Annotated in this window: 33 protein-coding genes; 17 read left to right on the top strand and 16 right to left on the bottom strand. The window is 68.3% G+C overall.

Translation table 11 applies throughout. From position 1 onward, the window contains the following. Positions 1–13: 13 nt before the first annotated feature. Positions 14–1,369, bottom strand: a complete 1,356-nt coding sequence (locus tag NJQ44_RS02440) for an aryl-sulfate sulfotransferase (RefSeq protein WP_254273096.1) — start codon at positions 1,367–1,369, stop codon at positions 14–16. Between the two features lie 84 nt (positions 1,370–1,453). On the opposite strand from NJQ44_RS02440, the gene NJQ44_RS02435 reads away from it, so the two are divergent. Then, positions 1,454–2,308, top strand: coding sequence for a ZIP family metal transporter (locus tag NJQ44_RS02435; protein WP_254273095.1), 855 nt, complete (start codon positions 1,454–1,456; stop codon positions 2,306–2,308). Here the strand turns inward: NJQ44_RS02435 and NJQ44_RS02430 are convergent. Both NJQ44_RS02430 and NJQ44_RS02425 read right to left on the bottom strand, forming a co-directional pair. Then, the gene (locus NJQ44_RS02430; RefSeq protein WP_254273094.1) at positions 2,305–2,604 is read right to left on the bottom strand and encodes a CPCC family cysteine-rich protein; all 300 of its coding nucleotides are present in this window, start codon (positions 2,602–2,604) and stop codon (positions 2,305–2,307) included. The two genes, NJQ44_RS02435 and NJQ44_RS02430, sit on opposite strands and share 4 nt — an antisense overlap. A 50-nt stretch (positions 2,605–2,654) precedes the next feature. After that, entirely contained in the window at positions 2,655–2,939 is a 285-nt protein-coding gene (locus tag NJQ44_RS02425; RefSeq protein ID WP_254273093.1) for a DUF6360 family protein, read from the bottom strand. 161 nt (positions 2,940–3,100) lie between these two features. On the opposite strand from NJQ44_RS02425, the gene NJQ44_RS02420 reads away from it, so the two are divergent. Then, the gene (locus NJQ44_RS02420; RefSeq protein ID WP_254273092.1) at positions 3,101–4,207 is read left to right on the top strand and encodes a hypothetical protein; all 1,107 of its coding nucleotides are present in this window, start codon (positions 3,101–3,103) and stop codon (positions 4,205–4,207) included. Positions 4,208–4,250: 43 nt separating this feature from the next. Here the strand turns inward: NJQ44_RS02420 and NJQ44_RS02415 are convergent, their stop codons facing one another. The 4 genes from NJQ44_RS02415 to NJQ44_RS02400 form a co-directional block, all read right to left on the bottom strand. After that, the gene (locus tag NJQ44_RS02415; protein WP_254273091.1) at positions 4,251–5,402 is read right to left on the bottom strand and encodes a nicotinate phosphoribosyltransferase; all 1,152 of its coding nucleotides are present in this window, start codon (positions 5,400–5,402) and stop codon (positions 4,251–4,253) included. 78 nt (positions 5,403–5,480) lie between these two features. Continuing rightward, on the bottom strand, positions 5,481–5,645 hold the full coding sequence (locus NJQ44_RS02410) for a hypothetical protein (protein ID WP_254273090.1): 165 nt from the start codon (positions 5,643–5,645) through the stop codon (positions 5,481–5,483). A gap of 124 nt (positions 5,646–5,769) precedes the next feature. Beyond that, a complete protein-coding gene (locus tag NJQ44_RS02405) occupies positions 5,770–7,098 on the bottom strand; it encodes an Hvo_1808 family surface protein (RefSeq protein ID WP_254273089.1) in 1,329 nt (442 codons plus the stop codon). Next, complete coding sequence (locus tag NJQ44_RS02400) at positions 7,091–8,614, bottom strand: Hvo_1808 family surface protein (protein ID WP_254273088.1); 1,524 nt, start codon at positions 8,612–8,614, stop codon at positions 7,091–7,093. The genes NJQ44_RS02405 and NJQ44_RS02400 overlap by 8 nt, the downstream gene beginning before the upstream one ends. A 76-nt stretch (positions 8,615–8,690) precedes the next feature. On the opposite strand from NJQ44_RS02400, the gene NJQ44_RS02395 reads away from it, so the two are divergent. Beyond that, a complete protein-coding gene (locus tag NJQ44_RS02395; RefSeq protein WP_254273087.1) occupies positions 8,691–9,260 on the top strand; it encodes a cysteine hydrolase family protein in 570 nt (189 codons plus the stop codon). Here the strand turns inward: NJQ44_RS02395 and NJQ44_RS02390 are convergent. Next, a complete protein-coding gene (locus tag NJQ44_RS02390; RefSeq protein WP_254273086.1) occupies positions 9,257–10,075 on the bottom strand; it encodes a DUF8155 domain-containing protein in 819 nt (272 codons plus the stop codon). The two genes, NJQ44_RS02395 and NJQ44_RS02390, sit on opposite strands and share 4 nt — an antisense overlap. A gap of 45 nt (positions 10,076–10,120) precedes the next feature. Next, on the bottom strand, positions 10,121–11,308 hold the full coding sequence (locus NJQ44_RS02385; protein ID WP_254273085.1) for an MFS transporter: 1,188 nt from the start codon (positions 11,306–11,308) through the stop codon (positions 10,121–10,123). 78 nt (positions 11,309–11,386) lie between these two features. Between NJQ44_RS02385 and NJQ44_RS02380 the strand changes: the two genes are divergently transcribed. The 3 genes from NJQ44_RS02380 (at position 11,387) to NJQ44_RS02370 (ending at position 13,675) form a co-directional block, all read left to right on the top strand. Then, positions 11,387–12,067: a lipoate--protein ligase family protein gene (locus tag NJQ44_RS02380; RefSeq protein WP_254273084.1), complete on the top strand. Its 681-nt coding sequence runs from the start codon at positions 11,387–11,389 to the stop codon at positions 12,065–12,067. 52 nt (positions 12,068–12,119) lie between these two features. Then, positions 12,120–13,424, top strand: a complete 1,305-nt coding sequence (locus tag NJQ44_RS02375) for a dihydroorotase (RefSeq protein ID WP_254273083.1) — start codon at positions 12,120–12,122, stop codon at positions 13,422–13,424. A gap of 71 nt (positions 13,425–13,495) precedes the next feature. Beyond that, on the top strand, positions 13,496–13,675 hold the full coding sequence (locus NJQ44_RS02370; protein ID WP_254273082.1) for a hypothetical protein: 180 nt from the start codon (positions 13,496–13,498) through the stop codon (positions 13,673–13,675). On the opposite strand, the gene NJQ44_RS02365 is transcribed toward NJQ44_RS02370, so the two are convergent. Further along, positions 13,676–14,065, bottom strand: coding sequence for a hypothetical protein (locus tag NJQ44_RS02365; RefSeq protein ID WP_254273081.1), 390 nt, complete (start codon positions 14,063–14,065; stop codon positions 13,676–13,678). A gap of 51 nt (positions 14,066–14,116) precedes the next feature. Beyond that, positions 14,117–14,788, bottom strand: coding sequence for a DUF5806 family protein (locus tag NJQ44_RS02360; RefSeq protein ID WP_254273080.1), 672 nt, complete (start codon positions 14,786–14,788; stop codon positions 14,117–14,119). 98 nt (positions 14,789–14,886) lie between these two features. Here NJQ44_RS02360 and NJQ44_RS02355 point away from each other — a divergent pair, with 98 nt between their 5' ends. Next, the gene (locus NJQ44_RS02355; RefSeq protein WP_254273079.1) at positions 14,887–15,258 is read left to right on the top strand and encodes a universal stress protein; all 372 of its coding nucleotides are present in this window, start codon (positions 14,887–14,889) and stop codon (positions 15,256–15,258) included. Then, entirely contained in the window at positions 15,255–15,776 is a 522-nt protein-coding gene (locus NJQ44_RS02350; RefSeq protein WP_254273078.1) for a GNAT family N-acetyltransferase, read from the top strand. The genes NJQ44_RS02355 and NJQ44_RS02350 overlap by 4 nt, the downstream gene beginning before the upstream one ends. Here NJQ44_RS02350 and NJQ44_RS02345 read toward each other — a convergent pair. After that, a complete protein-coding gene (locus NJQ44_RS02345) occupies positions 15,773–16,210 on the bottom strand; it encodes a universal stress protein (protein ID WP_254273077.1) in 438 nt (145 codons plus the stop codon). The genes NJQ44_RS02350 and NJQ44_RS02345 overlap by 4 nt on opposite strands. A 91-nt stretch (positions 16,211–16,301) precedes the next feature. On the opposite strand from NJQ44_RS02345, the gene NJQ44_RS02340 reads away from it, so the two are divergent. Then, positions 16,302–16,769, top strand: a complete 468-nt coding sequence (locus NJQ44_RS02340; RefSeq protein ID WP_254273076.1) for a universal stress protein — start codon at positions 16,302–16,304, stop codon at positions 16,767–16,769. Positions 16,770–16,810: 41 nt separating this feature from the next. Then, positions 16,811–17,902 carry a DHH family phosphoesterase gene (locus NJQ44_RS02335; protein ID WP_254273075.1) on the top strand — a complete coding sequence of 364 codons (1,092 nt, stop codon included), beginning with the start codon at positions 16,811–16,813 and terminating at the stop codon, positions 17,900–17,902. 455 nt (positions 17,903–18,357) lie between these two features. Here the strand turns inward: NJQ44_RS02335 and NJQ44_RS02330 are convergent, their stop codons facing one another. Then, positions 18,358–18,996: a helix-turn-helix domain-containing protein gene (locus NJQ44_RS02330; RefSeq protein WP_254273074.1), complete on the bottom strand. Its 639-nt coding sequence runs from the start codon at positions 18,994–18,996 to the stop codon at positions 18,358–18,360. 282 nt (positions 18,997–19,278) lie between these two features. On the opposite strand from NJQ44_RS02330, the gene NJQ44_RS02325 reads away from it, so the two are divergent. Both NJQ44_RS02325 and NJQ44_RS02320 read left to right on the top strand, forming a co-directional pair. Then, positions 19,279–19,917: a helix-turn-helix domain-containing protein gene (locus tag NJQ44_RS02325; RefSeq protein ID WP_254273073.1), complete on the top strand. Its 639-nt coding sequence runs from the start codon at positions 19,279–19,281 to the stop codon at positions 19,915–19,917. Between the two features lie 167 nt (positions 19,918–20,084). Further along, on the top strand, positions 20,085–20,327 hold the full coding sequence (locus NJQ44_RS02320; protein ID WP_254273072.1) for a HalOD1 output domain-containing protein: 243 nt from the start codon (positions 20,085–20,087) through the stop codon (positions 20,325–20,327). Between the two features lie 23 nt (positions 20,328–20,350). Here NJQ44_RS02320 and NJQ44_RS02315 read toward each other — a convergent pair whose 3' ends face one another. Then, the gene (locus tag NJQ44_RS02315; protein ID WP_254273071.1) at positions 20,351–20,782 is read right to left on the bottom strand and encodes a DUF5807 family protein; all 432 of its coding nucleotides are present in this window, start codon (positions 20,780–20,782) and stop codon (positions 20,351–20,353) included. 82 nt (positions 20,783–20,864) lie between these two features. Between NJQ44_RS02315 and NJQ44_RS02310 the strand changes: the two genes are divergently transcribed. Next, positions 20,865–21,167 (top strand): Hsp20/alpha crystallin family protein, encoded by a 303-nt coding sequence (locus NJQ44_RS02310; protein ID WP_254273070.1) that lies wholly within the window; start codon positions 20,865–20,867, stop codon positions 21,165–21,167. Between the two features lie 42 nt (positions 21,168–21,209). Then, positions 21,210–21,632, top strand: a complete 423-nt coding sequence (locus tag NJQ44_RS02305; protein ID WP_254273069.1) for a dCTP deaminase/dUTPase family protein — start codon at positions 21,210–21,212, stop codon at positions 21,630–21,632. A gap of 1 nt (position 21,633) precedes the next feature. On the opposite strand, the gene NJQ44_RS02300 is transcribed toward NJQ44_RS02305, so the two are convergent. Continuing rightward, positions 21,634–21,957 carry a hypothetical protein gene (locus tag NJQ44_RS02300; protein ID WP_254273068.1) on the bottom strand — a complete coding sequence of 108 codons (324 nt, stop codon included), beginning with the start codon at positions 21,955–21,957 and terminating at the stop codon, positions 21,634–21,636. 137 nt (positions 21,958–22,094) lie between these two features. Here NJQ44_RS02300 and NJQ44_RS02295 point away from each other — a divergent pair, with 137 nt between their 5' ends. From NJQ44_RS02295 to NJQ44_RS02285, 3 genes are all read left to right on the top strand, one after another. Beyond that, positions 22,095–22,484, top strand: a complete 390-nt coding sequence (locus NJQ44_RS02295) for a 30S ribosomal protein S6e (protein WP_254273067.1) — start codon at positions 22,095–22,097, stop codon at positions 22,482–22,484. Continuing rightward, positions 22,481–22,909 carry a DUF7112 family protein gene (locus tag NJQ44_RS02290; protein ID WP_254273066.1) on the top strand — a complete coding sequence of 143 codons (429 nt, stop codon included), beginning with the start codon at positions 22,481–22,483 and terminating at the stop codon, positions 22,907–22,909. Before NJQ44_RS02295 ends, NJQ44_RS02290 begins: the two co-directional genes overlap by 4 nt. Before the next feature lie 94 nt (positions 22,910–23,003). After that, positions 23,004–23,882, top strand: a complete 879-nt coding sequence (locus NJQ44_RS02285; RefSeq protein ID WP_254273065.1) for a CheF family chemotaxis protein — start codon at positions 23,004–23,006, stop codon at positions 23,880–23,882. Between the two features lie 206 nt (positions 23,883–24,088). On the opposite strand, the gene NJQ44_RS02280 is transcribed toward NJQ44_RS02285, so the two are convergent. Next, on the bottom strand, positions 24,089–25,015 hold the full coding sequence (locus NJQ44_RS02280) for a thiamine-phosphate synthase family protein (RefSeq protein WP_254273064.1): 927 nt from the start codon (positions 25,013–25,015) through the stop codon (positions 24,089–24,091). Between the last annotated feature and the right edge of the window lie 24 nt (positions 25,016–25,039).

The following is a 25,039-nucleotide window of genomic DNA, read 5'->3' as shown; positions in this document are numbered from 1 at the left end:
GGGAGAAAACTGCTTATCGCTCTCGGAACCGCGCCCATTCGACGCTTCCCGCGACGACACCGACGACGGCAACGAGCGACAGCGCCAGATGGGATTCGCCGAACCAGAAGGGCGTCCACGGCGCGACGGCACGGATGCCGACGAGCAACAGCGAGAGGCCTGGAACCGAACTCCCCGTCTCGGTGCCCGCGCCGGTCGCCGTCTCGGTCGGCGTCCCGTCCGTCCCCGTCGAGTCGTACTGCGTCGCGCCGACGCGTTCGCCCTCGGGGAGTCGCTCGGCCTCGTAGGGAATCGGCGAGTCGTCGGGCGTGCCGGTGCTCCAGACGACGGTGCCGTTGGGCGTCACCTCGAAGACGCGCTTGTTCAGCGTGTCCGTGACCAGCGTGTTGCCGTTGTCGAGTCGGTCGGCGTCCCGCGGCCAGCGGATGTCGATGCCGCCCGCGCGGGTCAGCGTCCACGCCGGTTCCCAGCGGCCGTCGACGCGGTGGAGTTCGACCACGCGGTTGTTGTCCGAGTCCGCGACGAGTACCGCCCCGTCACCCAGCCATTGGGGGTTGTGCTGGTGGTCCAGAATCTCGGGGTTCCCGCAGGTCACGTCGCCGTCGCCGTCGAAGTCCGCCAACTGCTCGCCGCGGACCCGACAGGAACCGTCGTCGTCGTCGCGCCGGTCCTCGTTGATGACCTCGACGACGCCCTCGCCGCGGGAGACGAGCAGAATCTGGTTCGCGTTACGCACGGAGACGAGGTAGTGGGTCTCGTTGACGGCGTCCACGTCGTTGATGTGGAGCCAATCGCGCCGGGTGGGGTCCGGCGGCGCATCGTAGAACGACGAGGCGTTCCACTGCCACGTCACCGCGCCGTCCTGCACGGTGAAGATGCGCTCGTGTTCCATGTCCGAGAGCAGGTACTCGCCGCTCGGCAGGCGCTCTACGTCGTGCGTCTCGCTGTTCTTGGCCGTCCGGACCGGGAAGGCGTACTCGCTGACGACCGTCGGGCCGCCGTCGGCCTCGGGGTCGATGATGCGGAATCCGGTCTTCGTACACGGGGGGTCGTAGGGGGCGCACCTCGAATCGTAGCCCGAGTGCATGAACCCGGCCATGACCGTCCCGTTCGGGAGTCGCGTCACGTCGAAGTAGCTGTCGGCGCTGTCCTCGCGCCACGCGATAGAGTCGTTCTCGACGAGGTAGACGCTCCCCTTCTCGTGCCACCCGGGGCCGCCGCCCTGTGACCCGACGAGGGTGCCGCCGTCGGCGTCACCGGTACTGCTGACGCCGCGGTCCGGGGCCATCGCGGCCCCGACGGTCAGCGTCGCGGCGAGGAGGAGGAGGCTTGCGGCGACGAGGGCGACACCGCGCGTGGCGCGTTCCATCACTCTCGCTTGGGGTGACGGCAGAAAAAAGGCTTCCGACGCCCGGCGGTAGTTACAAGCGACGGGAGGACGCACGCAACCACGATGCAGTCGGGATTCGTCGACGCGTTCGCGTCGTTGGTCGGCACTGACCCGCTCGTCTTGGGCCTCGTCGGCGGCCTCGTCATCGCCACACTGAACCTCCTGGGGGCGTCGCTCGTGCTGGTGTGGCGGGACCCCTCGGAGAAGGCGCTAGACACCGCGCTGGGATTCGCCGCCGGAGTGATGCTGGCGGCGGCCTTCACGAGCCTCATCATCCCCGGTATCGAGGAGTACTCAGGTGGGAACCCGGTGCCGACGCTGGTCGGCGTCGCCCTCGGCGCGCTGTTTCTCGACCAAGCCGACCGCTTTCTCCCGCACGCCCACTACCTGCTGACCGGGCGCAGGCGGACCGACGCCGCGCACCCCAGCGAGTCCCTGCCCGTCGACGACCAGCGACTCGCGGGCGTCGTCCTGTTCATCCTCGCTATCACGCTCCACAACATGCCCGAGGGACTGGCCGTCGGCGTCGGGTTCGGCGCGGCCGCCACCGACCCCGCACAACTCGGCGGGGCGCTCTCGCTCATGCTCGCCATCGGCATCCAGAACGTCCCCGAAGGACTGGCTGTGTCGGTGGCGGCCATCAACGCGGGGCTGGACAAGCGATTCTACGCCGTCGTCGCGGGGGTTCGCGCGGGCGTCGTCGAGATTCCGCTGGCGATTCTCGGCGCCGTCGCCGTCACCCTCGTCGAACCGCTCCTCCCCTACGCGATGGGCTTTGCCGCGGGCGCGATGCTGTTCGTCATCTCCGACGAGATAATCCCGGAGACCCACCGGAGCGGCTACGAGCGCGTAGCGACGCTGGGGCTGATGGCCGGAGCCATCGTCATGCTGTATCTCGACATCTCGCTGGCCGGTTAGCGGTCGTAGGGCCAGTTCGGGTCCCGGTCGAACCCGTCTGGCGAGATGCACGCCGCCGCCTCTTTCTCCGCGCAGGCCCCGTGTTCGCGGAAGTTCTCGCGCGCGGCCGACAGCGAGACGTGGTTCGTGTCGCTGACGTACTCCTCGTCGCCGAACTGGTGCGGGTCGTCGAGCCAGTGACACACCGGACAGACCTCGTAGGAACCCGGTTGCCCCTCCGGGAGTGTCCGGTAGCCACAGCACGGGCAGTACCCCAGTTCCCGTGCAGCGGGGTTGCCGGGCGTGTCGGTCGACATAGGCCGTGGTATGTGACGACACGGCAAAGAACTATCGGGGCGAGAAACGCCTACTCGGACTGGGCGCTCTCGACCTTCTCGGCGTACGTTTCGAGTTCGGCGGCGAGTTCGCGGGCCTGTTCCGCCGAGAGCGTCACCGTGTCGGCGTGGGGCGTTACCGACTCCAGTTGCGTGTTGTCCATCTCCAACTGGAGCGTGATGTGGTCGGGGTTCTTGCGGGGCGCGGTGACGTTCAACACCGCGAGCGCCTCCTCCTCGAAGCCGTGGCCCTCCACCTCGCCGTCGAGCAGGTCGAACGTCGTGTACGCGTTGACCTTCATGATGCGGTCTACCATACGCGACCCTTCGCGTGTCGGCGTCTAAACGCCTGCGCTAACGCGACGGCGTCGGACGGCCCTGTCGGGGTACTGGCCGTCCCCGCAACGCCTCCCGACCCACCGAACCGACAGGACGTCGAAGTATAATAATTTATTTCTTGACCGTCAGATAATGGCGTATGGCAGACGAGCAGCGAATCAAACGCCGCCGCTTGCTCAAAGCGGGCCTCGGTTCGTCCGTGGCCGGACTGACCGGGTGCCTCCGGTTCGGGACCGGTGGGTCGGGGTCGAACGCCACTGCGACGGGGAGCAACAGCGGGTCGACGACGGACGCGGCGTTCGAGTTCGAGTACGACGCCGGGCGACAACGCGCGACGGTTCGGTACACAGGCGGGGGCCGGATTCCCGCCGGGAACGTTCATATTCAGAGCACTGCGGGCGAGTCCGTGCTGTGGCCGCAACTGGGGACGACAACGGCGAACGACGACGAGGTTCTCACCCCGGGGAGCGAGGCGACGGTCGGGCCGACCGTCCTGAACTGGGACAGCGCCGTCGAGGCCACCGAGACGATTCGCGTCGTCTACGACGACGGGTCGCCGACTACCCTCGCGCGGTTCTCTCCGGCGGCTGCGGAGACGGATACGCGGACCGCCGAACCGACGGATTCTCCCGCGGAGACCGATCGAACCGTGCCCTCGGTGGACGGAGCCTACGACGGCTTCGAAGACGGGACGACCGCCGGATGGACGCCCGCGGCCGAACACACCTCGACTTTCGAGGCGTCGCGGGAACGCGCGTTCGCCGGGTCGTGGTCGGCGAAACTGAGCCAAGGAAGCGCGTCGGACAACCCCGTCTGGGAACGCGTCGGCGAGGAGCGCAGGCCGACGACAGTCCAGACGGCCCACGCGCTGGCGAACGGCGAGATATACGCGGACTCGTTTACCGAGTGGCGACTCGGCGAGACGACCGTCCTCCGGGTCAACTACAACTGGTCGAACAACTTCTGTGCGGTCAACGGCCGGGGCGCGAGACCGAACGACATCGAGGAGGGCGCCGTCGTCGCGGACCTGCCGTGGCCCGCCAGCGACCGGTTCTTCCACGTGGTCCTCGACGACATCGACTGGGCCGAGTCCGTCGTCGGGAGTGTCCGAGTCAACGGGGCGGTACGGGCCGAGAACGTTCCGTTCTTCGACGAGGCCGACGGTATCGACCGCGCGACGGTGTTTATCGGCGGCAACGGTGGCAACGTGATGTTCGTCGACGACACGACGGTCCCGACGGCGTGACGGTCGGAGCGCCTCGTCCGCTGTCGCCGGGCGACGGCCGCCGCTAGTCCCCGTCGAACCCGACCAACTCGGCGTCGTCGGCCGCGCGCTCGATGGCCGCATCGAGGTCGAACTCCCGGACCACCTCGCCGTCGCGCACCAGCGGTTCCATCAGCGAGTCGGCGTCGGCGGGGCCGTCGTGGCTCGCCAGTCCGACGTGATGGCCGCCGTCGGCGGTCCGATAGACGGACTTCTTCCCGGTGAGTTTCCCGCGCTTGGCGGCGGGTTCGCCGTCGACTTCGACGAGGTCCAGCGAGAAGTCCAGCGGGTCGGCGTTCGAGACGTAACTGCCGACGCCGAAGCCCTCGGCCACGTCACGGAGTTCCCGCAGTTGGTCGGGGCCGAGGCCCCCCGAGAGGAAGATGTCCACGTCCTCGTGGCCGTGGGCGTCCAGCGTCCAGCGCACCTCGCGGGCGATATACCGGAAGTCCCCGCGACGAGAGCCAGTGGTGTCGAGGCGAACGCCGTCCAAGTCCTCGATAGCGTCGACGGCCCGGAGCGCCTCGTCTACCTCGTCGGAGTAGGTGTCGGTCAGCGCGATGCGCGGCGTCGAATCGGGGACCGCCTCGTCGAAGGCCCGCCACGCGGCCTCCTGTTCGCCGCGACCGAAACAGATGACCAGCGCGTGGGGCATCGTTCCCCCCGCCTCCCGCCCGAGAACGTCACCGGCGGCGACGTTCGAGAAGCCGTCGAGGCCGCCCAGCAGGGCCGAGCGCTCTATCATCGCGCCCAGCGACGGGTGGACGTGCCGCGAGCCAAAGGAGAGCACCGTCGACTCGGGCGCGGCGGTGCGGACTTCGAGCGCTCGGGTGGCGACGCCGGTGGGATGTGAGAGAAAGCCCAGCAGCGCGGTTTCGAGGCGGCAGAACTCCCGGTACGGTCCCTCGATACGCATCACTGGACCGCCGTCGAACAGTTGTCCCTCCGGCAGGGCGTCGACAGCGATGTCGCGGCCGTCCAACAGCGTCGCGGCGTCTTTCAGTCCGGCCAGCAGGTGCCACTCGCCCGTCGGGAACTGGTCGGCCGTCACCTCGGCGACCACGTCGGGGTTCTTCCCGGCGTGGTCCAGTGCCTCCACCGTCCGGTCGAAGTAGGCGTCGGTCGCCCGCCCCGAACGAATGGCTTCGGGCGGTACAACGTCGAACTCGTCGGTCATAGACGGCCTTCGGTCGGCGGTTCAAAAAGGCACCCGGTCACGTGCGCCGCACTGTGTCAGTCCCGGTGGCCGGGTCGGTCACTCGGCGGCGTCGACGAGCGCTTCGCTCAGTTCGCTCTTGCGGTGATTGAGTTGGAGGTGAACGTACACGTCGTTCGCGCTCTCGCCCGTTTCCCCACAGAGCGGGCAGGTGTGGTGTCCCTCCGCAGACTTGACAGACAGTTGGTTAGACATTGCGGGCATCTACGAGAGGAGTGTTTCCCTACCTACATGAATCTGTCTATGAGGTGTACTTTTCCTACGAATAACACTATGTACGCCACATGATTGGTCCGGGTGTGCCGGTCCGGCCCGTCCGCCGTCGCCCTCAGCGGGGCCGGTGGATGGCCGAGAGGTCGTCGACGGTCGGCCCGTTGACGATGCGGACGGTGTCACCGGACCGCGTGATTCGGAAGGCGTCGGCGAACGGACTCTCCTCGGGGACCACGTAGACGTTCGCCCGCGGTTGGGTCGCGCCGTGTTCCTCGACGAGTGCCGCGCGATACGCGCGGGCGAACTCCCGAGCGTCTTCCTCGCTGTCCCACGTGCTCACCCAGACGTAGCCGCCGCCACCGGACTCGTTCTGGTAGGGGACGACGCTGTCACCGGCCCACCCTTCCGAGGGTTCGCTCTGGTAGGAGTACCGCCCGGCGTCGGTCTGGTTGTTGTGGTACATCGTGGCGAAGATGGACGCTTCGCCGACGGTGTCCGCCACCGGGTCGTGGTCGAAGCGGTTCCACTCCTCGTTCGACCGGTCGGGTACGCTGACGTTTTCGGGCTTCTCGTCGGGGTACCGGTCGGGGTGGATGACCTGTTCGGTGCTGTCGGGCACGTTCTCGTGGAGGGCGTCGACGGCGTCCCACCCGCCCTCGCCGTAGACGCTGTCGACGAACGCGGGGCCGGTGGCGTAGGGCTGGATGATGACGGTGAACAGACCGGGGTTGAGGCTGCTGCCGCCGCCACCGCCGCCACCGCTCCGGTCGGGGCGCTCGATGCAGTCCCACTGGCCGTCACAGCGGCGCTGATACAGCGCCTGGACGTAGTTGGCCTCGCCCTCGACGACACCGTCACGGCTGAGTTGCCGGTCCTGGGTCTCCGGGGACCCGGTCAGCCCGAACTGCTGGTCCTGCAGGGCGTGGACGAGTTCGTGGGCCAGCGTCGTCCGGTCGACCTGCGGCGTCTCGGTGGGGCTGACGACGACGATGCGGTCCCGACTCGGCGAGTAGAAGCCTTGTACGGAGGTCGAGAGCGTGCCCTGAATGGCCTCGCTACTGCCCTCGTCCTCGCCGATGAGCAGCAGCGACTCCCACACCTGGTCGTTCCACGGGTCAGCGGGCGGCCCGCCGGAACCGCCGTTGCCCCGCGAGCGGTTCCGGTACTCCGCCCGGGAGATGACTTCGACGGGAACCGTCTCGGTGAACTCCCGGTCGCGTATCTGCTCGACGCGGGCCATCGTCCGAGCGGTGACGGCCTCGCGCTCGCTCTCGTTGAGGCCGTCGTCGGTGGTCACGGAGACGGGGTCGTCGTACCAGTAGCCGTTCTCCCAGCCGATGGTGTCTTCGCCGCTCGGTTCCGCCGGATGGTCCGGGCCGCCGAAGACGGGGACGGAACACCCGGCCAGCAGGACAGTCAGTGCGAGTAGTAGTTCCTTACGCATCGTGTACCTCGTGCAGGTCGGCTTCCGTCGGCGCGTTCACCACGGTGACCGTGTCGCCGTCGACACGGACCGAGACGGCGTCGGCGAAGGGGCTCGCCGACTCGATGACCCAGTTGCCGTCGGCCGTCTCGGTCCCGCCCCAGTGGGCGATGACGGCCTCCCACGTCGTCGCGAACGTCGCCGCGGCGGCCTCGTCGCTCCAGACGGTCCTCCAGACGTAGGCCGTCTCGGTCGTGTTCGTCGCGTTCGCCCGCGTGTAGGCGTACATCCGCCCGCCCTCCCACTCCGTCGTCGCCGGGAGCGCGTAGTTGTACGGGTCGGTGCTGTCGAGGCCGCCCGAAGCGGCGTAGTTGAACACCGCCCGCCGACTGACGACAGCCGACTCGTTGTAGCCGTCGGCCAGCGTGTACGCCATCGACGCCGCGATGGCCGACGGGCCGACCACCGCGTAGTCCGGCCGGTCGCGGTCGGTGGAGGGCCGCACGCGCTCCCACTCGTCCGTCGAGCGGTCCGAGAGCGTCACGTTCCGCGGTTCCCACGCGGGGTAGTCTTCGGGCCGCATCACCTCGCGCGCGCCCTCCGGCGTCTCGTCGTAGGCCTCGTTCACTCTCGCCCACCCGCCGCGGTCGTGTAAGTTCTCGACCAGTCCGGGACCGTCGCTGTACGGGAAGTACACCAGAAAGGAGATGCCGAAGTGCCGGTCACCGCCGCCACCGCCGCCCCCGGCCCCGCCAGAGAGGCAGTCCCACTGCTCGCCACAGCGGGCCACGTAGCGGTCCTCCGTCGCGGCGGCGTCGCCCTCGACGAGACCGTTGCGGCCTTGGACGGCGTCGCGGGTCCGGGCGCTCCCGTCGAAGCCGAAGTGCTGGTCCTGTAAGGCGTGGACGAGTTCGTGTCCCAGGGTCGCCTCGTCGATGGTCGGCGTCTCCGAGTCGGTGACGAGGACGATGGCGTCCCGCCGGGAACTGTAGTACCCCAGCACGCTGGACCCGAGGGTCCCCTGCTGGGTGGCCACTGAGTCCCGGTCTTCGCCGACGAGGAACAGCGCCTCGAACTTCGCGTTGTCGAACCGCCGGAGCGTCTCGCCCGTCTCGTACGTGTTGTTCGCGCGGTATGCCGCCCGCGAGACGGTGTCGACGGGCACGGACCGCTCGAACTCCAGTTGCCGGACGAACTCGACGCGGGCCATCGACCGAGCGACGACGGCGGCCCGTTCGCTCTCGTTGAGGCCGTCGTCGGTGGTCACCGACAGCGTCTCGTCGTGCCAGTACCCGTTCTCCCAGCCGATGGTGTCGTTCTCGGGGTCCGGCCGCGCGCCGTCCGCGGGCGGCGTCGCCGTCGGGGCGGCCGTGTCGTCGCTTCCTTCGCCGTCGAGCGTGAAGACGTAGTCCGCTTCGGGCGTCGGCGACGCCGTCGCCGTCCCGTCGCCGTCGCTCCCGACACCGAACCCCTGACACCCGGCGAGGAGGACGAGGAGGACCACGGCACAGCACAGGGCGGCGAACTGGCGTCGCATCTACCGTCTGGAGGGGGAGCGCGGTGAAAAGTGGCACGCCCGAACGTTCGTAGGGTTGGCGGTCGAAACGCCGACTATGCAACTGGACCCATCGCAGACGGCGCTCGTCGTCGTGGACATGCAGAACGGCTTCTGTCACCCCGACGGGAGCCTCTACGCGCCGGACAGCGCGGCGGCCATCGACCCGGTCACCGAACTCGTGGAGCGAGCGAACGCGGCGGGCGCGAGCGTCGTGTTCACCCGGGACGTTCACCCGCCCGACCAGTTCGAGGACACGTACTACTACGACGAGTTCGACCGCTGGGGCGAACACGTCCTCGAAGGGTCGTGGGAGGCCGAACTCGTCGACGAACTCGACGCCGACGACGCCGACCTCGTCGTGGAAAAACACACCTACGACGCCTTCTACGAGACGCAACTGGGCGGGTGGCTGGACGCCCACGGCATCCGTGACCTCGTCGTCTGCGGGACGCTGGCGAACGTCTGTGTCCTGCACACCGCATCGAGTGCGGGCCTGCGAGACTACCGCCCGATTCTCGCCGAGGACGCCGTCGGCTTCATCGAGGAACAGCACCGGGAGTACGCCCTCGACCACGCCGAGTGGCTGTTCGGCGAACTCGCCGAGCGCGAGGCCATCTCCTTCTAGTCCCGGTCGACGGTCACCTCGACGGCGTCGCCCACCGCCACATCGACCCCCTCACCGACGAGTTTCGCGCCCGCGTCGTCGCGCGAACAGAACAGCGCCAGTCCCGTCACCGGGTCGCCGTTCGCCCGTACCGTCACGCTGTCCCACGCGACGGTACGGCCGTCGACGGTGCCGACCGGGTCCCCGGCGAGGGTCGCTCGCGTCGTCTCCGCGCCGCCCAACAGACCGCCCCACTCGTAGTGGGGGAACCCGCCGTCCAAGACGCCGCCCGCGCTCTCGACGCCGACGAACCGCTCGCCCGGCGCGGGATGGGTCGGACTGTCGAGGCGCGCCCACGTCTCGCCCGTCTCGACGACGGTGCCCGTACCGTCCCACGGAAGCGGTTCCACGTCGACCCCGACCGCGACCGGCAGCGAACCCGCCGCCCGGTAGGGGTTCGCGTCGTGGTCACGAAACCCCAGATGGACGTGGTTCGGGACCCACGGGGCGAAGAAGCCCGCACGCACCAGTTCGCCGATGTCGTCGCCGACGGCCACCGTCTCGCCCGCCTCGACGCTCGGGTTCACGTGGAGCATCCGGGCGACGTGCTCGCCGGTGTCGACGAGAATCAGGTAGTCGTGCTCGGCGGCGTACGGTTTGGAGGGGGCGCGGACCCGCCGGGTGTCCAGCACCTCGCCCGCGACGGGCGAGGGGGCGCGCTCGCTCTCGGGGTAGAGGTCTATCGCACACCCCTCGTCGTGGGCGTCGAACGGCGAGTTGTACAGCGAGAACCGGTAGTACCGAGCGAGTACGTCCGCGGGGACGGTGACGGACATCGGCGATTGTTGGGAGCGGTCGAGTATGTGTCTGTCGTCGCCGGGTCAGGCGTCGCCCCCGTCGACGAGCGCGAAGCCCACGGCGCCCGCGAGGAGTGCGGTAACTCCGGCAGTCAGGAGGGCCGGGCCGTAGCCGACGCGACTGCCCGCGACGGCGAAGACGACCGGACCGACCGTCGCGCCGGAGGCGATGACGCTCGTCCGGAGGCCGAACACGCCCGCGCGATAGCGCGGCGGGGCCAGCGTGCTGAGGAGGCCGTCGATAGAGGGGAGGACGGTCCCCTGTCCCGCGCCGACGACGAGTGCGCCGACGGCGACGACGGCGGGACCGGGCGCGGCCCACACCGCCAGCAGGCCCACGCCGTACGCACAGAAGCCCAGCGCCACCAGTCGGCTCGGCGGGAAGCGGGCGGCGAGGCGACCGTTCGAGAGCGCGACGGCGGCCGTCGACAACGCCGACACGGAGAGCACGAGGCCGATGGTCACCGCTGGGAGGTCGAACGACCGGCCGAGCAAGAAGGGAACGGCGGTAAAGAGCGCCCCGAACAGCAGGACGTACGCCGCAAAGGCCGCCCCGAACACTGCGCCGGTGGCCCGTCGGGGGAGCGCCCGGACGCTGTTGCGGATGTACGAGAAACCGCTCTCGCGGTCGGTCGCCGCCGGCGGGTCGGCCAGTCGAACCGTCGCCCACAGCGCCACGGGGAGGCCGACGGCGTAGAGGTAGAAGGGGCGTCGCCACCCGGCGGCCCCGAGCGCACCGCCGAGCAGGGGGTAGACGGCCGCGCCGACGGAGATGGCGGCGGCGTTGACGCCCAGCGCGGCGGCGCGCTCTGGCCCCTCGAACGCGTCGCTGAGGAGGGTGACGCCGAGGCTGAAGATGGCGCTGGCGGCGACGCCCTGCCCGGCGCGCAGGAGGAGAATCGGCGCGAACGCCGCCATCGCGGTGACGGCGACGCCACACAGCGCGTAGGCGACGAGGCTCCCGGCGAGGACCCGGCGGCGGCCGTAGCGGTCCGCGAGCGCGCCCGCCACCGGACCGAGAGCGATGCCCGGCAGCGTGTAGGCGGTCACGACCAGACTGGCCCGCCCGTCACTCACCCGCAACTGCTCGGCGATAGCGGGCAGCAGTGGGCTGACGAGGGTCACCCCGAGCACACCGACGAGCGTGCTCGCCAGCGCGACGCGGAGTACCGGCGAGTCCCACGGAATCCGGGCGGATTGGGCGGCGGTCACACCGGCGACTCTCCCGGGACCGGGAAACCGCTGTCGGGTCGGCGGTGCGTCTTTGCCGCGGCGGCCCCTACACCGTCCATGCGACTCCTCTGTGGCCGGGCGCGCGACCACGAACGCGACTACGAGCGCACCCGCGAGATGGTCGCCCGCGTCGGCGAGCGTGGCGTCCCAGCCCTGCGCGTCTGGACCCCACACAGACAGGTGGCGTTCGGCCGTCGCGACCGGCGGGCCGAGCGGTACGACCGCGCCCGCGAGATTGCCGCCGAGAAGGGGTACGCAGTCCTCGAACGCGCCGTCGGCGGCCGCGCGGTGGCCTACACCGGGTCGACGGTGGCGTTCGCGCTCGCCGAACCCGTCTCCGACGGCCGCGGGAGCATCGACGAGCGCTACGACCGGGTGACCGGGATGGTCCGGGATGCGCTGGCCGCCCTCGGCGTCGACGCCCGCGAGGGCGAACCGCCCGACGCCTTCTGTCCCGGGACGCACTCGTTGCAGGCCGACGGCAAAGTCGTCGGACTCGCCCAGCGAGTCCACCGGACGGCCGCGCTCACCGCCGGTATCGTCGTCGTCCGCGACCACGACGCACTCGCGGCGGTGTTGGCCCCCGTCTACGACGCGCTGGGCGTCCCCTTCGACCCGAACTCGGTGGGGAGCGTCGCGCGTGCGGGCGGCCCCGCCGACCCCGAAACCGTCGTCGACGCACTCGAAACGGCGCTGGTCGGGGGGCGGACCGTCACCGCCCGCGAGACTCTCGCGTGACTCGTCCCGCCCTTCCGAGACACTTAGGGTGGCCCCCGGTCGAGAAAGGCGTATGCTCATCCGCAACGCGACGCTCGCGGACGGCCGCCAACGGGACGTCCGGGTGCGCGGTGAGACCATCGCCGAAGTCGGCCGTGACCTCGCCGAAGACGACGAACACACCATCGAGGCGTCCGGCAAGCGCCTGTTCCCCGGGATGATGGACGTCCACGTCCACTTCCGCGAACCGGGCTATCCGCACAAAGAGACGTGGGACACCGGGTCCCGCGCGGCCGCCGCGGGCGGCGTGACCGCCGTCGTCGACCAACCGAACACCGACCCGCCGACGGTCGACGGCGCGGCCTTCGCACAGAAGGCCGACTTCGCCGCCGACTCGATAATCGACTGGGGCATCAACGGCGGCGTCACCGCCGACTGGGACCCGGACTCGCTGCTCGCGGAGCGCCTGTTCGCGCTGGGCGAGGTGTTCCTCGCCGACTCGACAGGCGACATGGGCATCGAGACGGGCCTGTTCAAAGAAGCGCTCCGCGCGGCGACGGACGCTGGCGTCACCGTCACGGTCCACGCCGAGGACGCCGACCTGTTCAACGAGGACGCGCGGACGCGCGACGACCCCGACGCGTGGAGCGCCTTCCGCACCGCCGAGGCCGAAGCCGAGGCCGTCGAACGCGCCTGCGAGGCCGCCAAACAGGTCGACGCGCGAATCCATATCGCGCACACGTCGACGCCGGAGGGCATCGACATCGCCGCCGACGCGGGGATGACCACCGAGGTGACGCCACACCACCTCCTGCTCTCGCGGCGCGACCTGGACGAGTTGGGCACGTTCGGCCGGATGAACCCGCCGCTGCGCCGCGAGAAGCGCCGCCGCGAGGTGTACGACCGCGTCGCCGACGGGACGGTCGACATGATTGCGACCGACCACGCGCCACACACCACCGAGGAGAAGGACGCGAGCATCTGGGACGCGCCGTCGGGCGTCCCCGGCGTCGAGACGGTCCTCCCGCTGTTGCTCGCGGAAGCCCGCGACCCCGACACGGCGCTGACCTACGAGCGCGTGCGGGACCTCACCGCCGCGAATCCCGCCGACGTGTTCGACGTGCCCCAGAAGGGCGCGGTCGAACCCGGCAAGGACGCCGACCTCGTGTTGGTCGACGTGACCGAGACGACCGAGATTCGCGCCGACGACCTCCACACGGACTGTGGCTGGACCCCCTTCGAGGGCTTCGAGGCCGTCTTCCCCGAGTGGACGATGGTCCGCGGGACGACGGTGTACGAGCGCGACCCGGGCGGGGACGTGTTCTACGGTCACGAGGGCGAGAACGTCCGCGACGCCGACGCCGAAGTGCTGGAGTAGTCCGGGAGCAGGTGTGCGGCGGTGTCACACTGTCCCGCACGCTATTTGTGTTGCCCCGTTGACTAGTACGCATGGTCACCTGTGAGAACTGCGGCGCGGAACTGGAGACCGCGGACGACCTCGAACGCGAGGAGGTCGAGGAAATCGAACTCGTCGAGCAGGACGAGGGGCCGCCGCGCATCCAGTTGGGCGTCGACATCCGCGACGTGTACCACTGCAAGAAGTGCGGGAAGGTCCTCGGCGTGAGCTAATTAGACCTGTCCCCGTCGCGCCCGTTCGAGTCGGGCGGCCGGAACGGGTCGGACGACGCCGAAGTACGCCCGGTAGCAGAGCATCCCGACGCCGAGTCCGGCCAGCGCCGCCAACAGCACCGACGTGACGAGGTCAGGGCCGAGGAGGGAGCCACCGGCCAGTATCGCGGTCCCCAGTACCGCGACGAGCGCGACGGTCTGTACGGCTCCCGACCCCGGAAGTCGGCCGGTGACCCCGTGTTCACCGGCGTAGGTGGCGGCGACGGTCACGACCGCGAACAGCGCCGCGAGGGGCCACAGCACCCCCTCGTCGACGTTCAGCCACACCTGCGCGAGAGCGAGGACGGCGAGGAACCCGTCGGTGAGGAGGACTTTCGTGCGGAGGTTCATCGGCCGGATTTCGGGTGGGCGGCGGATAACGGTGGCGAGGCTATCGGTCGGTCACTTCTCGTCGACGCCGAACTCGTGGCCGCACTCCGGACAGCACACCTCGTCGTGCCGGAGCGCCGCCGAGTGTTCCCGGACTTCGCGCATGACCGAGGAGATGCGGTCCTCGGCCTCCATCTCGTCTTCGACCGCGAGGTCGACGCCCTCGACTTCCAAGAGGAACTTCGCCACCTCGGTCGCCTCGTACATCACGTCGTCCAGTTCCTCGGCGGTGAAGAAGTCCGACATCGCGCCGTAGAGGAAGGTCGCCCCCGATTTCCGGACCTTCTCCTCGAAGGAGGCGCGGGCCTGATTGACCGCTTGGGGCGTGTACGTGTCGGTCATGAACGGGACGAGTTCGGGGAGGTTCTCGCCGATTTTCGTCATCTCGACGCCCGTCTCGGTCCGGAAGTCCGCACAGAGGCGCGCGATGGCCCACTCGCGGGCCGTGACGTAGGTCCGCTCGCGCAGGAACTCGTTGGCCCGGTCGTAGGTTCCGCCCTCGATTTTCTTGAACCGCTCGTACTTGCGAACGTCGTCCGGCACGTCCGGCCCGAGTTGCTCCTCGCCTGCCTCGGTCCCGTCGCCCGCGTCGGCGTCGTCCGTCTCGTCGGCCGCCGGGTCGTGCGGCGTGACGACTCGCGTCGGCTCCTCGTCGCGCTCCTCCGGCGGCGTGCCCTCGGTCATGGGCGTCTGTGTGTGCCGCCGGTGAAAAAGGGTATCGCCCCGGCGGACGCCTTCCGGTGGCAGGTGGCTTTTTGAGCGTTGACCGTGCACCAGTGCGTATGCACATTCTACTCGGCGTCGGCGGCAGCGAACTGTCCTATCAGGCGCTGGACGAAACCGTCTCTCGGGTCGCGGACACCGGTGACGACCTGACCGTCGCTATCTTCGACAACGAGGAGATGGACACGGACGAGGCGGCGGTCCGCGAGCGGGTCGAATCCACACTGGAAGCGGCCGGGCTAGACGCGGAGGTACGTTACATCGGCGGCGAGTCGCCGGGGAGCCAACTCGTCGACATCGCCGAGAGCGAAGGGTTCGACCGCATCGTTCTCGGCGGCGGCGAGCGGTCGACGCTCGGAAAGATTCAACTCGGTTCGGTCGTCGAGTTCGTTCTGTTGAACGCCCAAACGCCGGTGACGCTGATTCGATGACACGGGAGTACCCAGCGGATGGCGCCGACGCGTTCCCGCGGCCGCCGCGGACGGTGACCGACCGGGACGGCCACGAGGTGACCCTCTCGGCCGCCGACGCCGTCGACCGCGAGGCGCTGGTGGCGATGTATCTGGACTTCGACCCCGCCGACCGCGCGCAGGGGATTCCACCGGTCAAAGAGGCGGCTATCGAGAAGTGGCTCGACAACATCTTGGACGAGGACTGCGTCAACGTCGTCGCCCGTCACGACGGCCGCGTGGTCGGTCACGCGACGCTCGTCCCCGACCGCCACGGCGAGCACGAACTCGCCATCTTCGTCTTACAGGCGTTTCAGGGGTCGGGCAACGGCACCGCCCTCCTCGAGACGCTCCTCGGTGCCGGACAGGCCGCGGGCATCGAGCGGGTGTGGCTCACGGTCGAGCGCTGGAACGACTCGGCCATCGCGCTCTACAAGAAGGTCGGCTTCGAGACGGGCAACACCGAGAGCTTCGAAATCGAGATGTCGATTCGCCTCTAGACGGAGAGGACTGGCTGGCTGGCGTACTCCAAGACGTACAGCGCGGCGCGACCGACGGCCTCCTCGCCGTCACCTTCTCGCGGGACGACGATGAAGTCCGCCTCGATGTCCTCGGCCACGTCTAAGACCACGCTCCCCGGCGTCTGCATCAGCCGATGCTCCGAGAACGCCGCGGCGCTGGACGTGTCGAGGTGCCCGTCGTGACCGGCGTCACGGATCCGTTCGCGTACGCCGCCGGTGAACGCCCGGTGTTGCTCGGCCAGCGCATCGGGGTCGACGCGGCCGTCGTCGATGTCGCGGCGAAGCCGTTCGTCGAGGACGAACAGCAGGTGGAGGTCGGCGTCGTATCGCTCGGCGATGGCGATAGCGTACTCGGCCGCCCGCTCGGACCGGTCGCTGCCGTCGACCGGCACGAGCACGAGGTCGATGTCCATCACTCCACCCTGCGACCGGCCCGGACAAAAATCCACCCCATCCCGGCGTGGATGGGGCGGCTTTTTGGTCGTCGCCGCGGTAGCCCGGAGTATGTTCGAGACGGTGGTCATCGCGACCGACGGGTCGGGGAGCGCACAGCGGGCCGTCGAAGCGGCCTTGGACCTCGCCGACCACTTCGACGCGACCGTCCACGCGCTGTACGTCGTCGACTCGGGCGAGGTCGAGTCGACCCCGGAGGAGGTCCGCGAGGAACTGGAGCGGGCCTTGGCGACCACCGGCGGCCGCGCCCTCTCGTTCGTCCGAGAGGCCGCCGCCGCCGACGCCGACGACGACGACATCATCACCGCCGTTCGGGCGGGCGACCCGGCCGACGAAATTTGCCAGTACGCCGTGGAGAACGACGCCGACGTGGTGGCCACCGGGACTCGCGGCCGTCACGGCGAACACGCCTTCTTACTCGGGAGCGTCGCCGAGGAAATCGTCCGGCAGGCCCCGATGCCGGTACTGACGGTCCGGCAGTTAGAGGGCGAGGTCAATCCCGAGCGCGAACTGGTCTGACAGACCGCCGGGTTCATTGCCGACGACCGGTATGAACGGACATGGACGATTGGCTCATCGACGACGACCGCCTCTCTCTCGGCCGCAAATCCGTCCTCCCCGGTGAGGGCTTCTTCATCCCCGACTCCTACGAGGAAGAGCAAGCCGAAGCAGAGGCCAGAGAGACGCTGGACGGCGCGAGCGTCGTCGTCATCGCCGACCCGGACGCCGACGGACTGGCGTGTACGGCGCTGATTCGGGAAGCCCACGGCGAGGGCGAACTGCTGGCCGCCGGCCCGCACGAACTGCAAGAGGCGCTGGCGTGGACCGCCGAGTACGCCGAACCGGACGCGACCGTGTACGTCTGTGACCTCTGTCCCGACAGCGAGTCCGACCTCGGTGCGCTCTCGGACCTCGTCGAACGCGTGGAGCGAGTCGCGTGGTTCGACCACCACCAGTGGGACGCCGAACTGGGCGAGACGGTCGACGCGGCGGGCGTCGAGCGAACCGTCGGTGACTCAGAGGAAGTGTGTACGGCCGACGTGGCCCTCGAACAGTTGGACTACGCGTTCGACGAGCGGTGGGCCGACCTCGCCGCCGTCACGCGGGACCACGACCTCTGGATTCGCGACGACGAGCGCAGCGACGATTTGGCGGACTTCTCGTACTGGTCCGAACCGGAGGAGTACATCGCTGCCATCACCGACCACGGTCCCGACCTCTCGCCAGCGGTCCACGACTTTCTCGCGGAGAAACGCGTCGAGAAGGAGGCGCTCATCGAGAAGGCCGTCGACCGCGCGGAGATGCGCGAGGTCGGCGAGTGGACCGTCGGCGTCACCTACGGACGCTGCTCGCAAAACGAAGTCGCGGAAGCCCTGCGCGAACAGGGGGCCGACGCCGCCGTCATCGTCAAGCCCGCCGGGTCGGCGTCGATTCGGGGTACCGAGAACTTCGAGCGCGCTCACGAAGTCGCCCGGCAGGTCAACGGCGGCGGCCACCCGAAGGCCGCCGGATGCAAACCGGACATCTACGACGACATGATGGACTACGCCCACCATTGGACGACCCAGGGCGCGGTGGCGAAACAGGCCATCGTCGACGCCTTCAAGCGACTTCCCGAGGAGGACGACGAGGGCGTCGAAACCGAACGGTAACCGCGGTTGCAGGTCGCTGGGCGCCCTCGAACGGAGTGAGAGGGCGCCTTTTTGGTCCAGATTTTTGCGGTGAGCGGTGCGCTCCGCGCACCCGAACCGGAAAAAGGTGGGTGGACGGCTTCAAGCGACTTCCCGAGGAGGACGACGAGGGCGTCGAAACCGAACGGTAACCGCGGTTGCAGGTCGCTGGACGCCCCCGAAACGCCAGGGAGTCTACGACTCCGACCGTACCGTCCACGGAGAAGCGACCCACACAGACGCAGTGGGAGACGCTCGCCGCGACCGACGAACACGGCTACTTCGAGGGGCACGACAGCCCACCTCGCCCGACCTCGAAGAGCAGTTCGACCTGAGCGAGCAGGCCGTCTCACGGCGGTTGCGAAGAGCGATGATGCCCGCTGGTCAGCGAGTTGGTGTTCGAGTCGGGGTAGCGCGCCCTGGGCGACCCCGTCGCGTCAGGACTCGAATATGGTCTCCTCGATGAGCGCGGCGAGGCCGCGACGGAGCCGCTGGGAGTAGGCGCTGTCGCTTATGTCGAAGCTATCGGCGAGGACGGCGAGCGACGTCTGGCGCGGGATGTCGAAGTAGCCGTGCTCGAAGGCGGTCACAATCGCCTCGCGTTGTTCGGTACTCATCGACTCGTTCGCCTCGGGATAGCTGGGGCGGTAGATGCGGCGGACGACGACGTCGATACCCGTCTCGTCGCACAGCGTCCGGAACCCGTCGACGGCGTCCTGATTCCGGAACTGGAGTCGGAACTCCCATCCCCCGTCGATGCTCTCTCCGTCGAGGAGTCGCGCGTTCGATTCGACCATCGTGCGGAGGAAGCCGTCGGCGTCACCGTTCCAACGGGCTTCGAACAGTCGGTGGTCGCCGTCGCTCGTGAGACACTGAGCCTCCTCGACGTGTGGCGACGCCTCCAGTGCGTCGACGATGCGTTCCGTCGTTCCCTGCGATACCCAGAACAGTGTGCTAATCGACCCGCGGCGCGTGACGAGTCGCTCCAACTCGATGTGTCCCCCGGACAGTTCTCGGTGTAAGTGGCTTAGCTCGAAGTCGTCGGCGGGGATTGTGATGTCAGCTATCGAAATCATCGGTGGACTCTCAGGGCAGAAGTGCCGGACCTACTGTATTTTCAGGTTGTACGTCTCCGTTGTAAGTTTAACTCTGAAGGATAAATATATATGCATCATGTTTCGGACCCCAAATAGAGACGGCATAACTATACGCATAGCACTGTCGTAACAGACTGTTCAGTCGTGAACCAGGCGTCCGCTTCGTTCTCCGTGAGAACACCGCCATTTCGGCGTTAACTTCGACAGCGAAGGCGAAATATTTGAGTACATACGTTCAGGATTCGAATACGAAGGAACACGATGCCCATAATAACAGACGTGACGGTAACGGGGGATTCGTTCGCGCTGGGGAATTTCCTCGCCGACAACCCCGAGATACGCGTCGAGATAGAGCGCGTGGTCCCACTCGGGGACCGCCTGCTACCGTTCGTCTGGGTATCCGACGGCTCTACCGCCGACGTCGAAGCGGAACTGATGGCGCAACCACTCGTCAAGGGCGTCGAGCGACTGACGAGCGTCGACGACAGACACCTGTTTCAGATGACGTGGACCTCCGAGGTAAACGGCCTCGTCGAGGCACTCTCGGAGACGAACGGCGCAATTATCGAGGGACAGGGAATCGCGGGCCAGTGGGAACTGCGACTTCGGTTTCCCGACCGCGACAGCCTCCAGGTGTTCAACGACATCTGCGAGAAGAAGGGCATCGACATCGACGTCACCGGCGTCTACAACCCGCACGCGCCAGCCATCGAAGGACGCCTGACACAGACGCAGTGGGAGACGCTCGTCACCGCCTACGAGATGGGGTACTTCGAGGTCCCGCGACAGGCCACCTTGGCCGACCTCGCGGAACACTTCGACGTGAGCGAACAGGCGGTTTCACAGCGGTTGCGTCGGGCGATGAACGCCGTCGTCAGCGGTGTCCTCTTCGAGACGTAAGGGCGGCCGGGGGGCGCGACAGACCGGCGCCGCGGTGTCGCCGTGAACCGGCGTTCGACGACCGCGTTAGACGCTTCGCTTAAAACCGGACAGTAGAAACATGAAGGTATAAACGGCCCCCGCTCTTGGGCAGATGTATGTCCTCGTCTGATAGGACGTCAGACTCTATGCAGTTTCATCGCGACGGGAACCGTGTCTCGGACGATGTTCTCGACGCCGTCGCGACCACGCTCGACACCGATTCCCTCGAATTACCCCCGCTCCAGTACTCAGTAGACGTCGATGCGCTGGATACCATCTGGGCACCCACGGAGACCCAGAACGGGGTAACCGAACTCACTTTTCGATACGCGGAATGCCGCGTCGTCGTCGACAGCGGGCACGTCACGGTGACGCCGTTGGTCGACTGACGCAAGTTCCGACCGCCGGTCACTCACTCCTCGGCGACCCACTTGTCGCTGTACCGTTCACCGCAGGCGCAGACCGCGTAGGCGTGAATTACGTCACCCTCGGCGTAGAGGCCGCCCACGTCTTCGTTCTGGGCCTCCGCGAACGCGAAGACGAACCGCGTCGTGTGGTCCGCCTCGGGTTCCTCGTCCGCGACCGGACAGACGCCGCCGGTCAGGTCGTCCCGCACGGTGCCATCGGTGTCCATCGCCTCCTGTGCCAGTCGCATCGGGTCGATACCCGTCGCCGATTGGAACGCGCTTCGCCCGTCGTCGCCGGGGAGGACGAGGACGTGGCCGTCGTCGACGCTGTCGGCGTACTCCGCGAGCGCTCCGGGGTTCGAGACGGCGTCCTCGTGGAGGAAGAAGAGCACGTCTTCGGGCCGGTCGCCCGTCAGAAACTCGGCGTGTTTGCTCATGCACGTTCGGAGTCGGTCGGCCCCCAAAAGTGGCGCGCTCTCGGCCCTGTAGCTTTTTCACACTTGTCATCGAATCATAACTATGAACCACCATCCGGAGAAAGGCGTGGAACTGTACCACGAAGACGACGCGTTCGTCGTCCTCGTCGACCTCGAAGGGGTCGGCCGAGACGAGGTCGACGTGCGCTGGCACGACCGGCGACTCCACGTCGAGGCGGCCCACCGCGAACCCGGCCAGCGGACGCGGGTGTTCCACCGCTCGATAGGCCTCCCCAGACCGATTCGGGAGGACGACATCACGGCGACGCTGACCGACGGCGTGCTGACGGTCCGTCTGCCAATCGCCGAAGGGGAACGGAGCGGCCGGACCATCGAGGTTACCTGACCGCCCCGTACAGTTTTGCCGCGCGCGAGCGCACCGACGACCATGCCGGACCTCCGCGAGTACGTGACCGACATCGTCCACGAACCGACCCAGCGACACGACGGCGGGTTCGACCTGACCGTCGCGACCGTCGACGAAATCGTCGCCCCCGGGCGCATCGACTTCGGCGGCGGCGAACTGGAATCGGCGGAGACGGTGCCCCACGCCAGCGAGAAACGCGACCCCGAGGACGACTACGAGTGGTGGACCCTCGGCGCGGGGCAGTACCTCCTCTCGTTCAACGAGTCGCTCACGGGCGCGGCCACGGTAACGCTCCAACCGCGGACCGAACTGCTCGAACGCGGCGGGACCCACCCGACGCTGCACGTCTCGGAACTGCCGCGGATTCCGCTGTCGGTCGGCGGCGCGGGCCTGAAACTGAAGGAGAACGCCCGCGTGAGCACCATCGTCGCCGCCGAGGAGTGAGTCAGTCGTCGGCGGCAGTCGCCGACGCGGCCTCAGTCGCGCTGTCGATGCGATCGTCGCCTCGCTCGGCATCCACCTCGCCTTTGAGGCAGTCTGCGGCGCGGGCCAGCGACTCCGAAACCGCTCGCTGATTCTCGCTGACCCGCTGTGTCGAGGCCTGCAAGTCCTCGACGGCCGTCTGCAACGCCGCCAGTCGCTCGCCGAATCCGTCCATCGACCCGCCCAGCGACGCCATCGCCTCCCCGAGGTCGTCGACGCCCTCGTCCGTCTCGTGTGTGGTGTTCATCGTGTCCGTATCGAGGGCGGCATCGGAGGAGCGTCCCATACCTAACCAGTTTGCCTCGACGCGGGTCGCCGCAATCGCCCCCGCGTCTGCCCCGTCGACAGGCCGGTGGCGGCGCGGCCCACCGCCGACACCGACGGTTCGATGCGCTTTTGAAGCGCGATTGATTGAAACCACGTATGGCTGAATTCACCGTTGCCGTTTCCGACCCGGAAAGCGGCCACACGTACCAGATTGACATCGACGGACAGGACGCGAACCGATTCATCGGTCGCGAACTCGGCGACGAAGTCGACGGCGGTGCCGTCGGCCTCGACGGCTACACGCTCGAACTGACCGGTGGCTCCGACACGGCGGGCCGACCGATGCGGCCGGACGTCCGCGGCGTCGCCACGAAGTCCATCATGTCCGACGGCGGCGTCGGCTTCGAACCGACCACCGACGGCGAGCGAAAGCGCATCACCATCCGCGGCCGCGAGGTCAGCGACGAGACGCGACAGATCAACGCGAAAATCGTCGACCGGGGCAGCGAGTCCGTCGACGACCTGCTGGGCGACGACGACGAGTGAGCGACCGCGTCCCCAGCGACCACGAGGCCGTCGAGACGCATCGCGTCTCGCTGGCCGCCATCGGCCGCACCGACCGACCGCGGGTCCACCTCCCGACAGCGCTGGGACTCCAGGACGGCGACGTGGTCGGATTCGCCCTCGACGGGGACGATTTCTACGCGGCCGTCGAGACGACGCTCGACGGCGACTTGAGCATCACGCACGTCGCAGACAACCGCCGTCTCGCCCGCGAACGCGACGGCGAGAACCGACTGGTCGAGTGGGTCGCCGACGCCGCCGTTTCCGTCGGTGGCTCCGCCCACCTCGATGTTGTCACCGCGGGTCAGGAGTACGGCCTGCGGACGCCCGGCAAGCGCGTCGTCTACACGGCGACCGACGGTCCCGATTCCTCGCTCTCGGACATCGCGCAGGACCTCGACGGGTAGCGCGGCCGATGACGCCACCGCCGACGGTTCTCCGAAGTGATATTCGCGCGAAACGCTCAAGAGACGGGCGACTGTACGGACGGTAACGAGCGAGATGTCGGAATCAGTCATCGCGGATTTCGTCGGCCAGTTCAACTCCGAAGTGGCCAGTCGGAGCGACCCCATCAAGGGTCGCATCGTTCTCTCCCAGAAGCGGCTGGTACTGGCCGCCAGCGAGGACGACAAACTGACGATTCCGCTCGACTCGATTTTCGACATCGCCATCGGACAGGTCCCGCCGGACCTCGGCGACTTCTTCGCCCCGACCGTCACCGTCGCCTTCGAGCGCAACGGCAGGCGCCTCGTCGCCGCCATCGAAGCCGACAACGAGAAGATAGAGAAGTTCGGCACCGTCCTGTTCAAGGCCGTCATCAACGGCACGGAGACCACCGTGAAAGAGCGTGCCCGCGTCGGCGGCCGCGTCACCGACGAGGAGTTCCACACCGCCCGCCTCTATCTGACGCCCGGCAGCGTCGAGTTCCGGTCCGGCGACGACACCTTCGTCGTCGACCTCGAAACCGTCTCTGACTTCGACCGTACCACCCGCGAAATCGCCGGTGGCCCCCGGCCCGTCTTGGTGGTCCGGCACATGCAGGACGGCACCGCGGTGACGACGCTGGCCGCACTGGCCTCGAACCGCAAGATGTCCATCCTCGGCCGCTACCTCCGCCGGGAGTACTCCGAACTCATGGAGGAACTGCGCGACGTCGACCTCACCCGCGACAAGAAGGAGGTGCTGGTCGCGATGTACTCCACCGGCGACATGGAGGGGATGCCGCTGGCGAGCATCCTCGGGAAGGATTCCTCGGCGGTGTCGATGCTCCTGCAAGACCTGGAGGCCGACGGCCTGATTCAGGACTCGTCGGGCGGGCCGACGCTCACGCCGAAAGGGAAGGTCGTCGCGAGTCGGCATCTAGAGGACGTCAACGCCTGAATTTTCACTTCGGGAGGTCGCCGACGGCGACCCCCGCTCGCAAAAATTTAGTATGAAAAAGGCGGAAGACGCGGCTTCGCCGCGCTACCGGGGAACCGGCGGCGATGCCGCCGGACGCGCTCACCTCGATACCTACCGTCCCCGGGTCGTGCCACGGAGCGCACTCCCGGCCACCGCACCGCAAACCGCGACCGCACCACTGACCGCTATTTTTCGGTCGCCGCTTCGACCAACTCACTCGCGAGTCGCGCGGCCGCGGCCCCGTCGTCCGCGAGGACGTACGTGATGGGTTCGATGCCGAACGCGCCGCGGTGGTAGAGGAGGTCCGGGACGGCCCCGCGCTCCGCGAACTGTTCGCGGAGTCGGTCGCCGCGGTTCTCGTACCCCGCTTCGAACGCCATCGTGTCGAGGCCGCGGGTTTCGGCGGCCGCGAGGAGGGCGTCGTCGGTGGCGAGGTTGAGCGCGCCCCGGCGGTCGGGGTCGACGGCCATCGCCGCCAGTATCGTCGTCGCGACGTGCTTCGACGCGCCGAACTCGGGGTTGGCGGGGACTTCGACGCTGTGGTCCAGCACGTAGATGCGGCCGGGGACGGCGGCCACGTCGGCGACGGCCGTCGCGTCGGAGAGGGCGGTGCCGACGTTCGTGCCGACGTTGGGGACGAACGCGGGGAGGTCCGGCGTCGTCGCGAGGATGCGACTCGCCTCGCGGACGCTGTCGAGGACGGCCCGCTCGGCCCGCAGTTCCGGGTTCGCGCCGCGAACGCAGAGGTCACAGCCGAGTCCGGCGAGTTCGGGCATCGACTCCTCGTGGAGCGCGCAGATCGGGCCGCGGTCCTCGAAGGCCCGGACGAGTTCCATCACGGCCGCCAGCGCGTCGTAGCCGTCCATCTCGCCGTCGGCGAGGCCCGTCGCGATTCGCTCGACCGTTTCGGCGGTCCGGGGATGGTCCGCGATGCGTGGCTCCAGCGCCGGGTCGCCGCTGACGTACGTCGAGACGGCGGCCTGCGTGACGCCCAGATGCGTCGCTATCTCCTGCTGGGTGAGTTCGCGTGCGGCGAGTTCACGGGCCAAGAGGACCCGCAGGGTCGGCAACACGTCCTCGACGACGATTTCGCTCGGCAACCGGAGCGACATACGACAGCGTTCGCACAGTGCTGG

Source organism: Haloarcula marina (genome assembly GCF_024218775.1).
GTDB lineage: Archaea > Halobacteriota > Halobacteria > Halobacteriales > Haloarculaceae > Haloarcula > Haloarcula marina.
Note: the sequence above shows the minus strand (reverse complement) of the source record. Positions and strands in the feature narration are given on the sequence as shown.

Coding starts and splice junctions, on each gene's coding strand:
- NJQ44_RS02440 (WP_254273096.1), bottom strand. CDS start 1,369: ATGGAACGCGCCACGCGCGGTGTCGCCCTCGTCGCCGCAAGCCTCCTC.
- NJQ44_RS02435 (WP_254273095.1), top strand. CDS start 1,454: ATGCAGTCGGGATTCGTCGACGCGTTCGCGTCGTTGGTCGGCACTGAC.
- NJQ44_RS02430 (WP_254273094.1), bottom strand. CDS start 2,604: ATGTCGACCGACACGCCCGGCAACCCCGCTGCACGGGAACTGGGGTAC.
- NJQ44_RS02425 (WP_254273093.1), bottom strand. CDS start 2,939: ATGGTAGACCGCATCATGAAGGTCAACGCGTACACGACGTTCGACCTG.
- NJQ44_RS02420 (WP_254273092.1), top strand. CDS start 3,101: ATGGCAGACGAGCAGCGAATCAAACGCCGCCGCTTGCTCAAAGCGGGC.
- NJQ44_RS02415 (WP_254273091.1), bottom strand. CDS start 5,402: ATGACCGACGAGTTCGACGTTGTACCGCCCGAAGCCATTCGTTCGGGG.
- NJQ44_RS02410 (WP_254273090.1), bottom strand. CDS start 5,645: ATGCCCGCAATGTCTAACCAACTGTCTGTCAAGTCTGCGGAGGGACAC.
- NJQ44_RS02405 (WP_254273089.1), bottom strand. CDS start 7,098: ATGCGTAAGGAACTACTACTCGCACTGACTGTCCTGCTGGCCGGGTGT.
- NJQ44_RS02400 (WP_254273088.1), bottom strand. CDS start 8,614: ATGCGACGCCAGTTCGCCGCCCTGTGCTGTGCCGTGGTCCTCCTCGTC.
- NJQ44_RS02395 (WP_254273087.1), top strand. CDS start 8,691: ATGCAACTGGACCCATCGCAGACGGCGCTCGTCGTCGTGGACATGCAG.
- NJQ44_RS02390 (WP_254273086.1), bottom strand. CDS start 10,075: ATGTCCGTCACCGTCCCCGCGGACGTACTCGCTCGGTACTACCGGTTC.
- NJQ44_RS02380 (WP_254273084.1), top strand. CDS start 11,387: ATGCGACTCCTCTGTGGCCGGGCGCGCGACCACGAACGCGACTACGAG.
- NJQ44_RS02375 (WP_254273083.1), top strand. CDS start 12,120: ATGCTCATCCGCAACGCGACGCTCGCGGACGGCCGCCAACGGGACGTC.
- NJQ44_RS02370 (WP_254273082.1), top strand. CDS start 13,496: ATGGTCACCTGTGAGAACTGCGGCGCGGAACTGGAGACCGCGGACGAC.
- NJQ44_RS02365 (WP_254273081.1), bottom strand. CDS start 14,065: ATGAACCTCCGCACGAAAGTCCTCCTCACCGACGGGTTCCTCGCCGTC.
- NJQ44_RS02360 (WP_254273080.1), bottom strand. CDS start 14,788: ATGACCGAGGGCACGCCGCCGGAGGAGCGCGACGAGGAGCCGACGCGA.
- NJQ44_RS02355 (WP_254273079.1), top strand. CDS start 14,887: ATGCACATTCTACTCGGCGTCGGCGGCAGCGAACTGTCCTATCAGGCG.
- NJQ44_RS02350 (WP_254273078.1), top strand. CDS start 15,255: ATGACACGGGAGTACCCAGCGGATGGCGCCGACGCGTTCCCGCGGCCG.
- NJQ44_RS02345 (WP_254273077.1), bottom strand. CDS start 16,210: ATGGACATCGACCTCGTGCTCGTGCCGGTCGACGGCAGCGACCGGTCC.
- NJQ44_RS02340 (WP_254273076.1), top strand. CDS start 16,302: ATGTTCGAGACGGTGGTCATCGCGACCGACGGGTCGGGGAGCGCACAG.
- NJQ44_RS02335 (WP_254273075.1), top strand. CDS start 16,811: ATGGACGATTGGCTCATCGACGACGACCGCCTCTCTCTCGGCCGCAAA.
- NJQ44_RS02330 (WP_254273074.1), bottom strand. CDS start 18,996: ATGATTTCGATAGCTGACATCACAATCCCCGCCGACGACTTCGAGCTA.
- NJQ44_RS02325 (WP_254273073.1), top strand. CDS start 19,279: ATGCCCATAATAACAGACGTGACGGTAACGGGGGATTCGTTCGCGCTG.
- NJQ44_RS02320 (WP_254273072.1), top strand. CDS start 20,085: ATGCAGTTTCATCGCGACGGGAACCGTGTCTCGGACGATGTTCTCGAC.
- NJQ44_RS02315 (WP_254273071.1), bottom strand. CDS start 20,782: ATGAGCAAACACGCCGAGTTTCTGACGGGCGACCGGCCCGAAGACGTG.
- NJQ44_RS02310 (WP_254273070.1), top strand. CDS start 20,865: ATGAACCACCATCCGGAGAAAGGCGTGGAACTGTACCACGAAGACGAC.
- NJQ44_RS02305 (WP_254273069.1), top strand. CDS start 21,210: ATGCCGGACCTCCGCGAGTACGTGACCGACATCGTCCACGAACCGACC.
- NJQ44_RS02300 (WP_254273068.1), bottom strand. CDS start 21,957: ATGGGACGCTCCTCCGATGCCGCCCTCGATACGGACACGATGAACACC.
- NJQ44_RS02295 (WP_254273067.1), top strand. CDS start 22,095: ATGGCTGAATTCACCGTTGCCGTTTCCGACCCGGAAAGCGGCCACACG.
- NJQ44_RS02285 (WP_254273065.1), top strand. CDS start 23,004: ATGTCGGAATCAGTCATCGCGGATTTCGTCGGCCAGTTCAACTCCGAA.
- NJQ44_RS02280 (WP_254273064.1), bottom strand. CDS start 25,015: ATGTCGCTCCGGTTGCCGAGCGAAATCGTCGTCGAGGACGTGTTGCCG.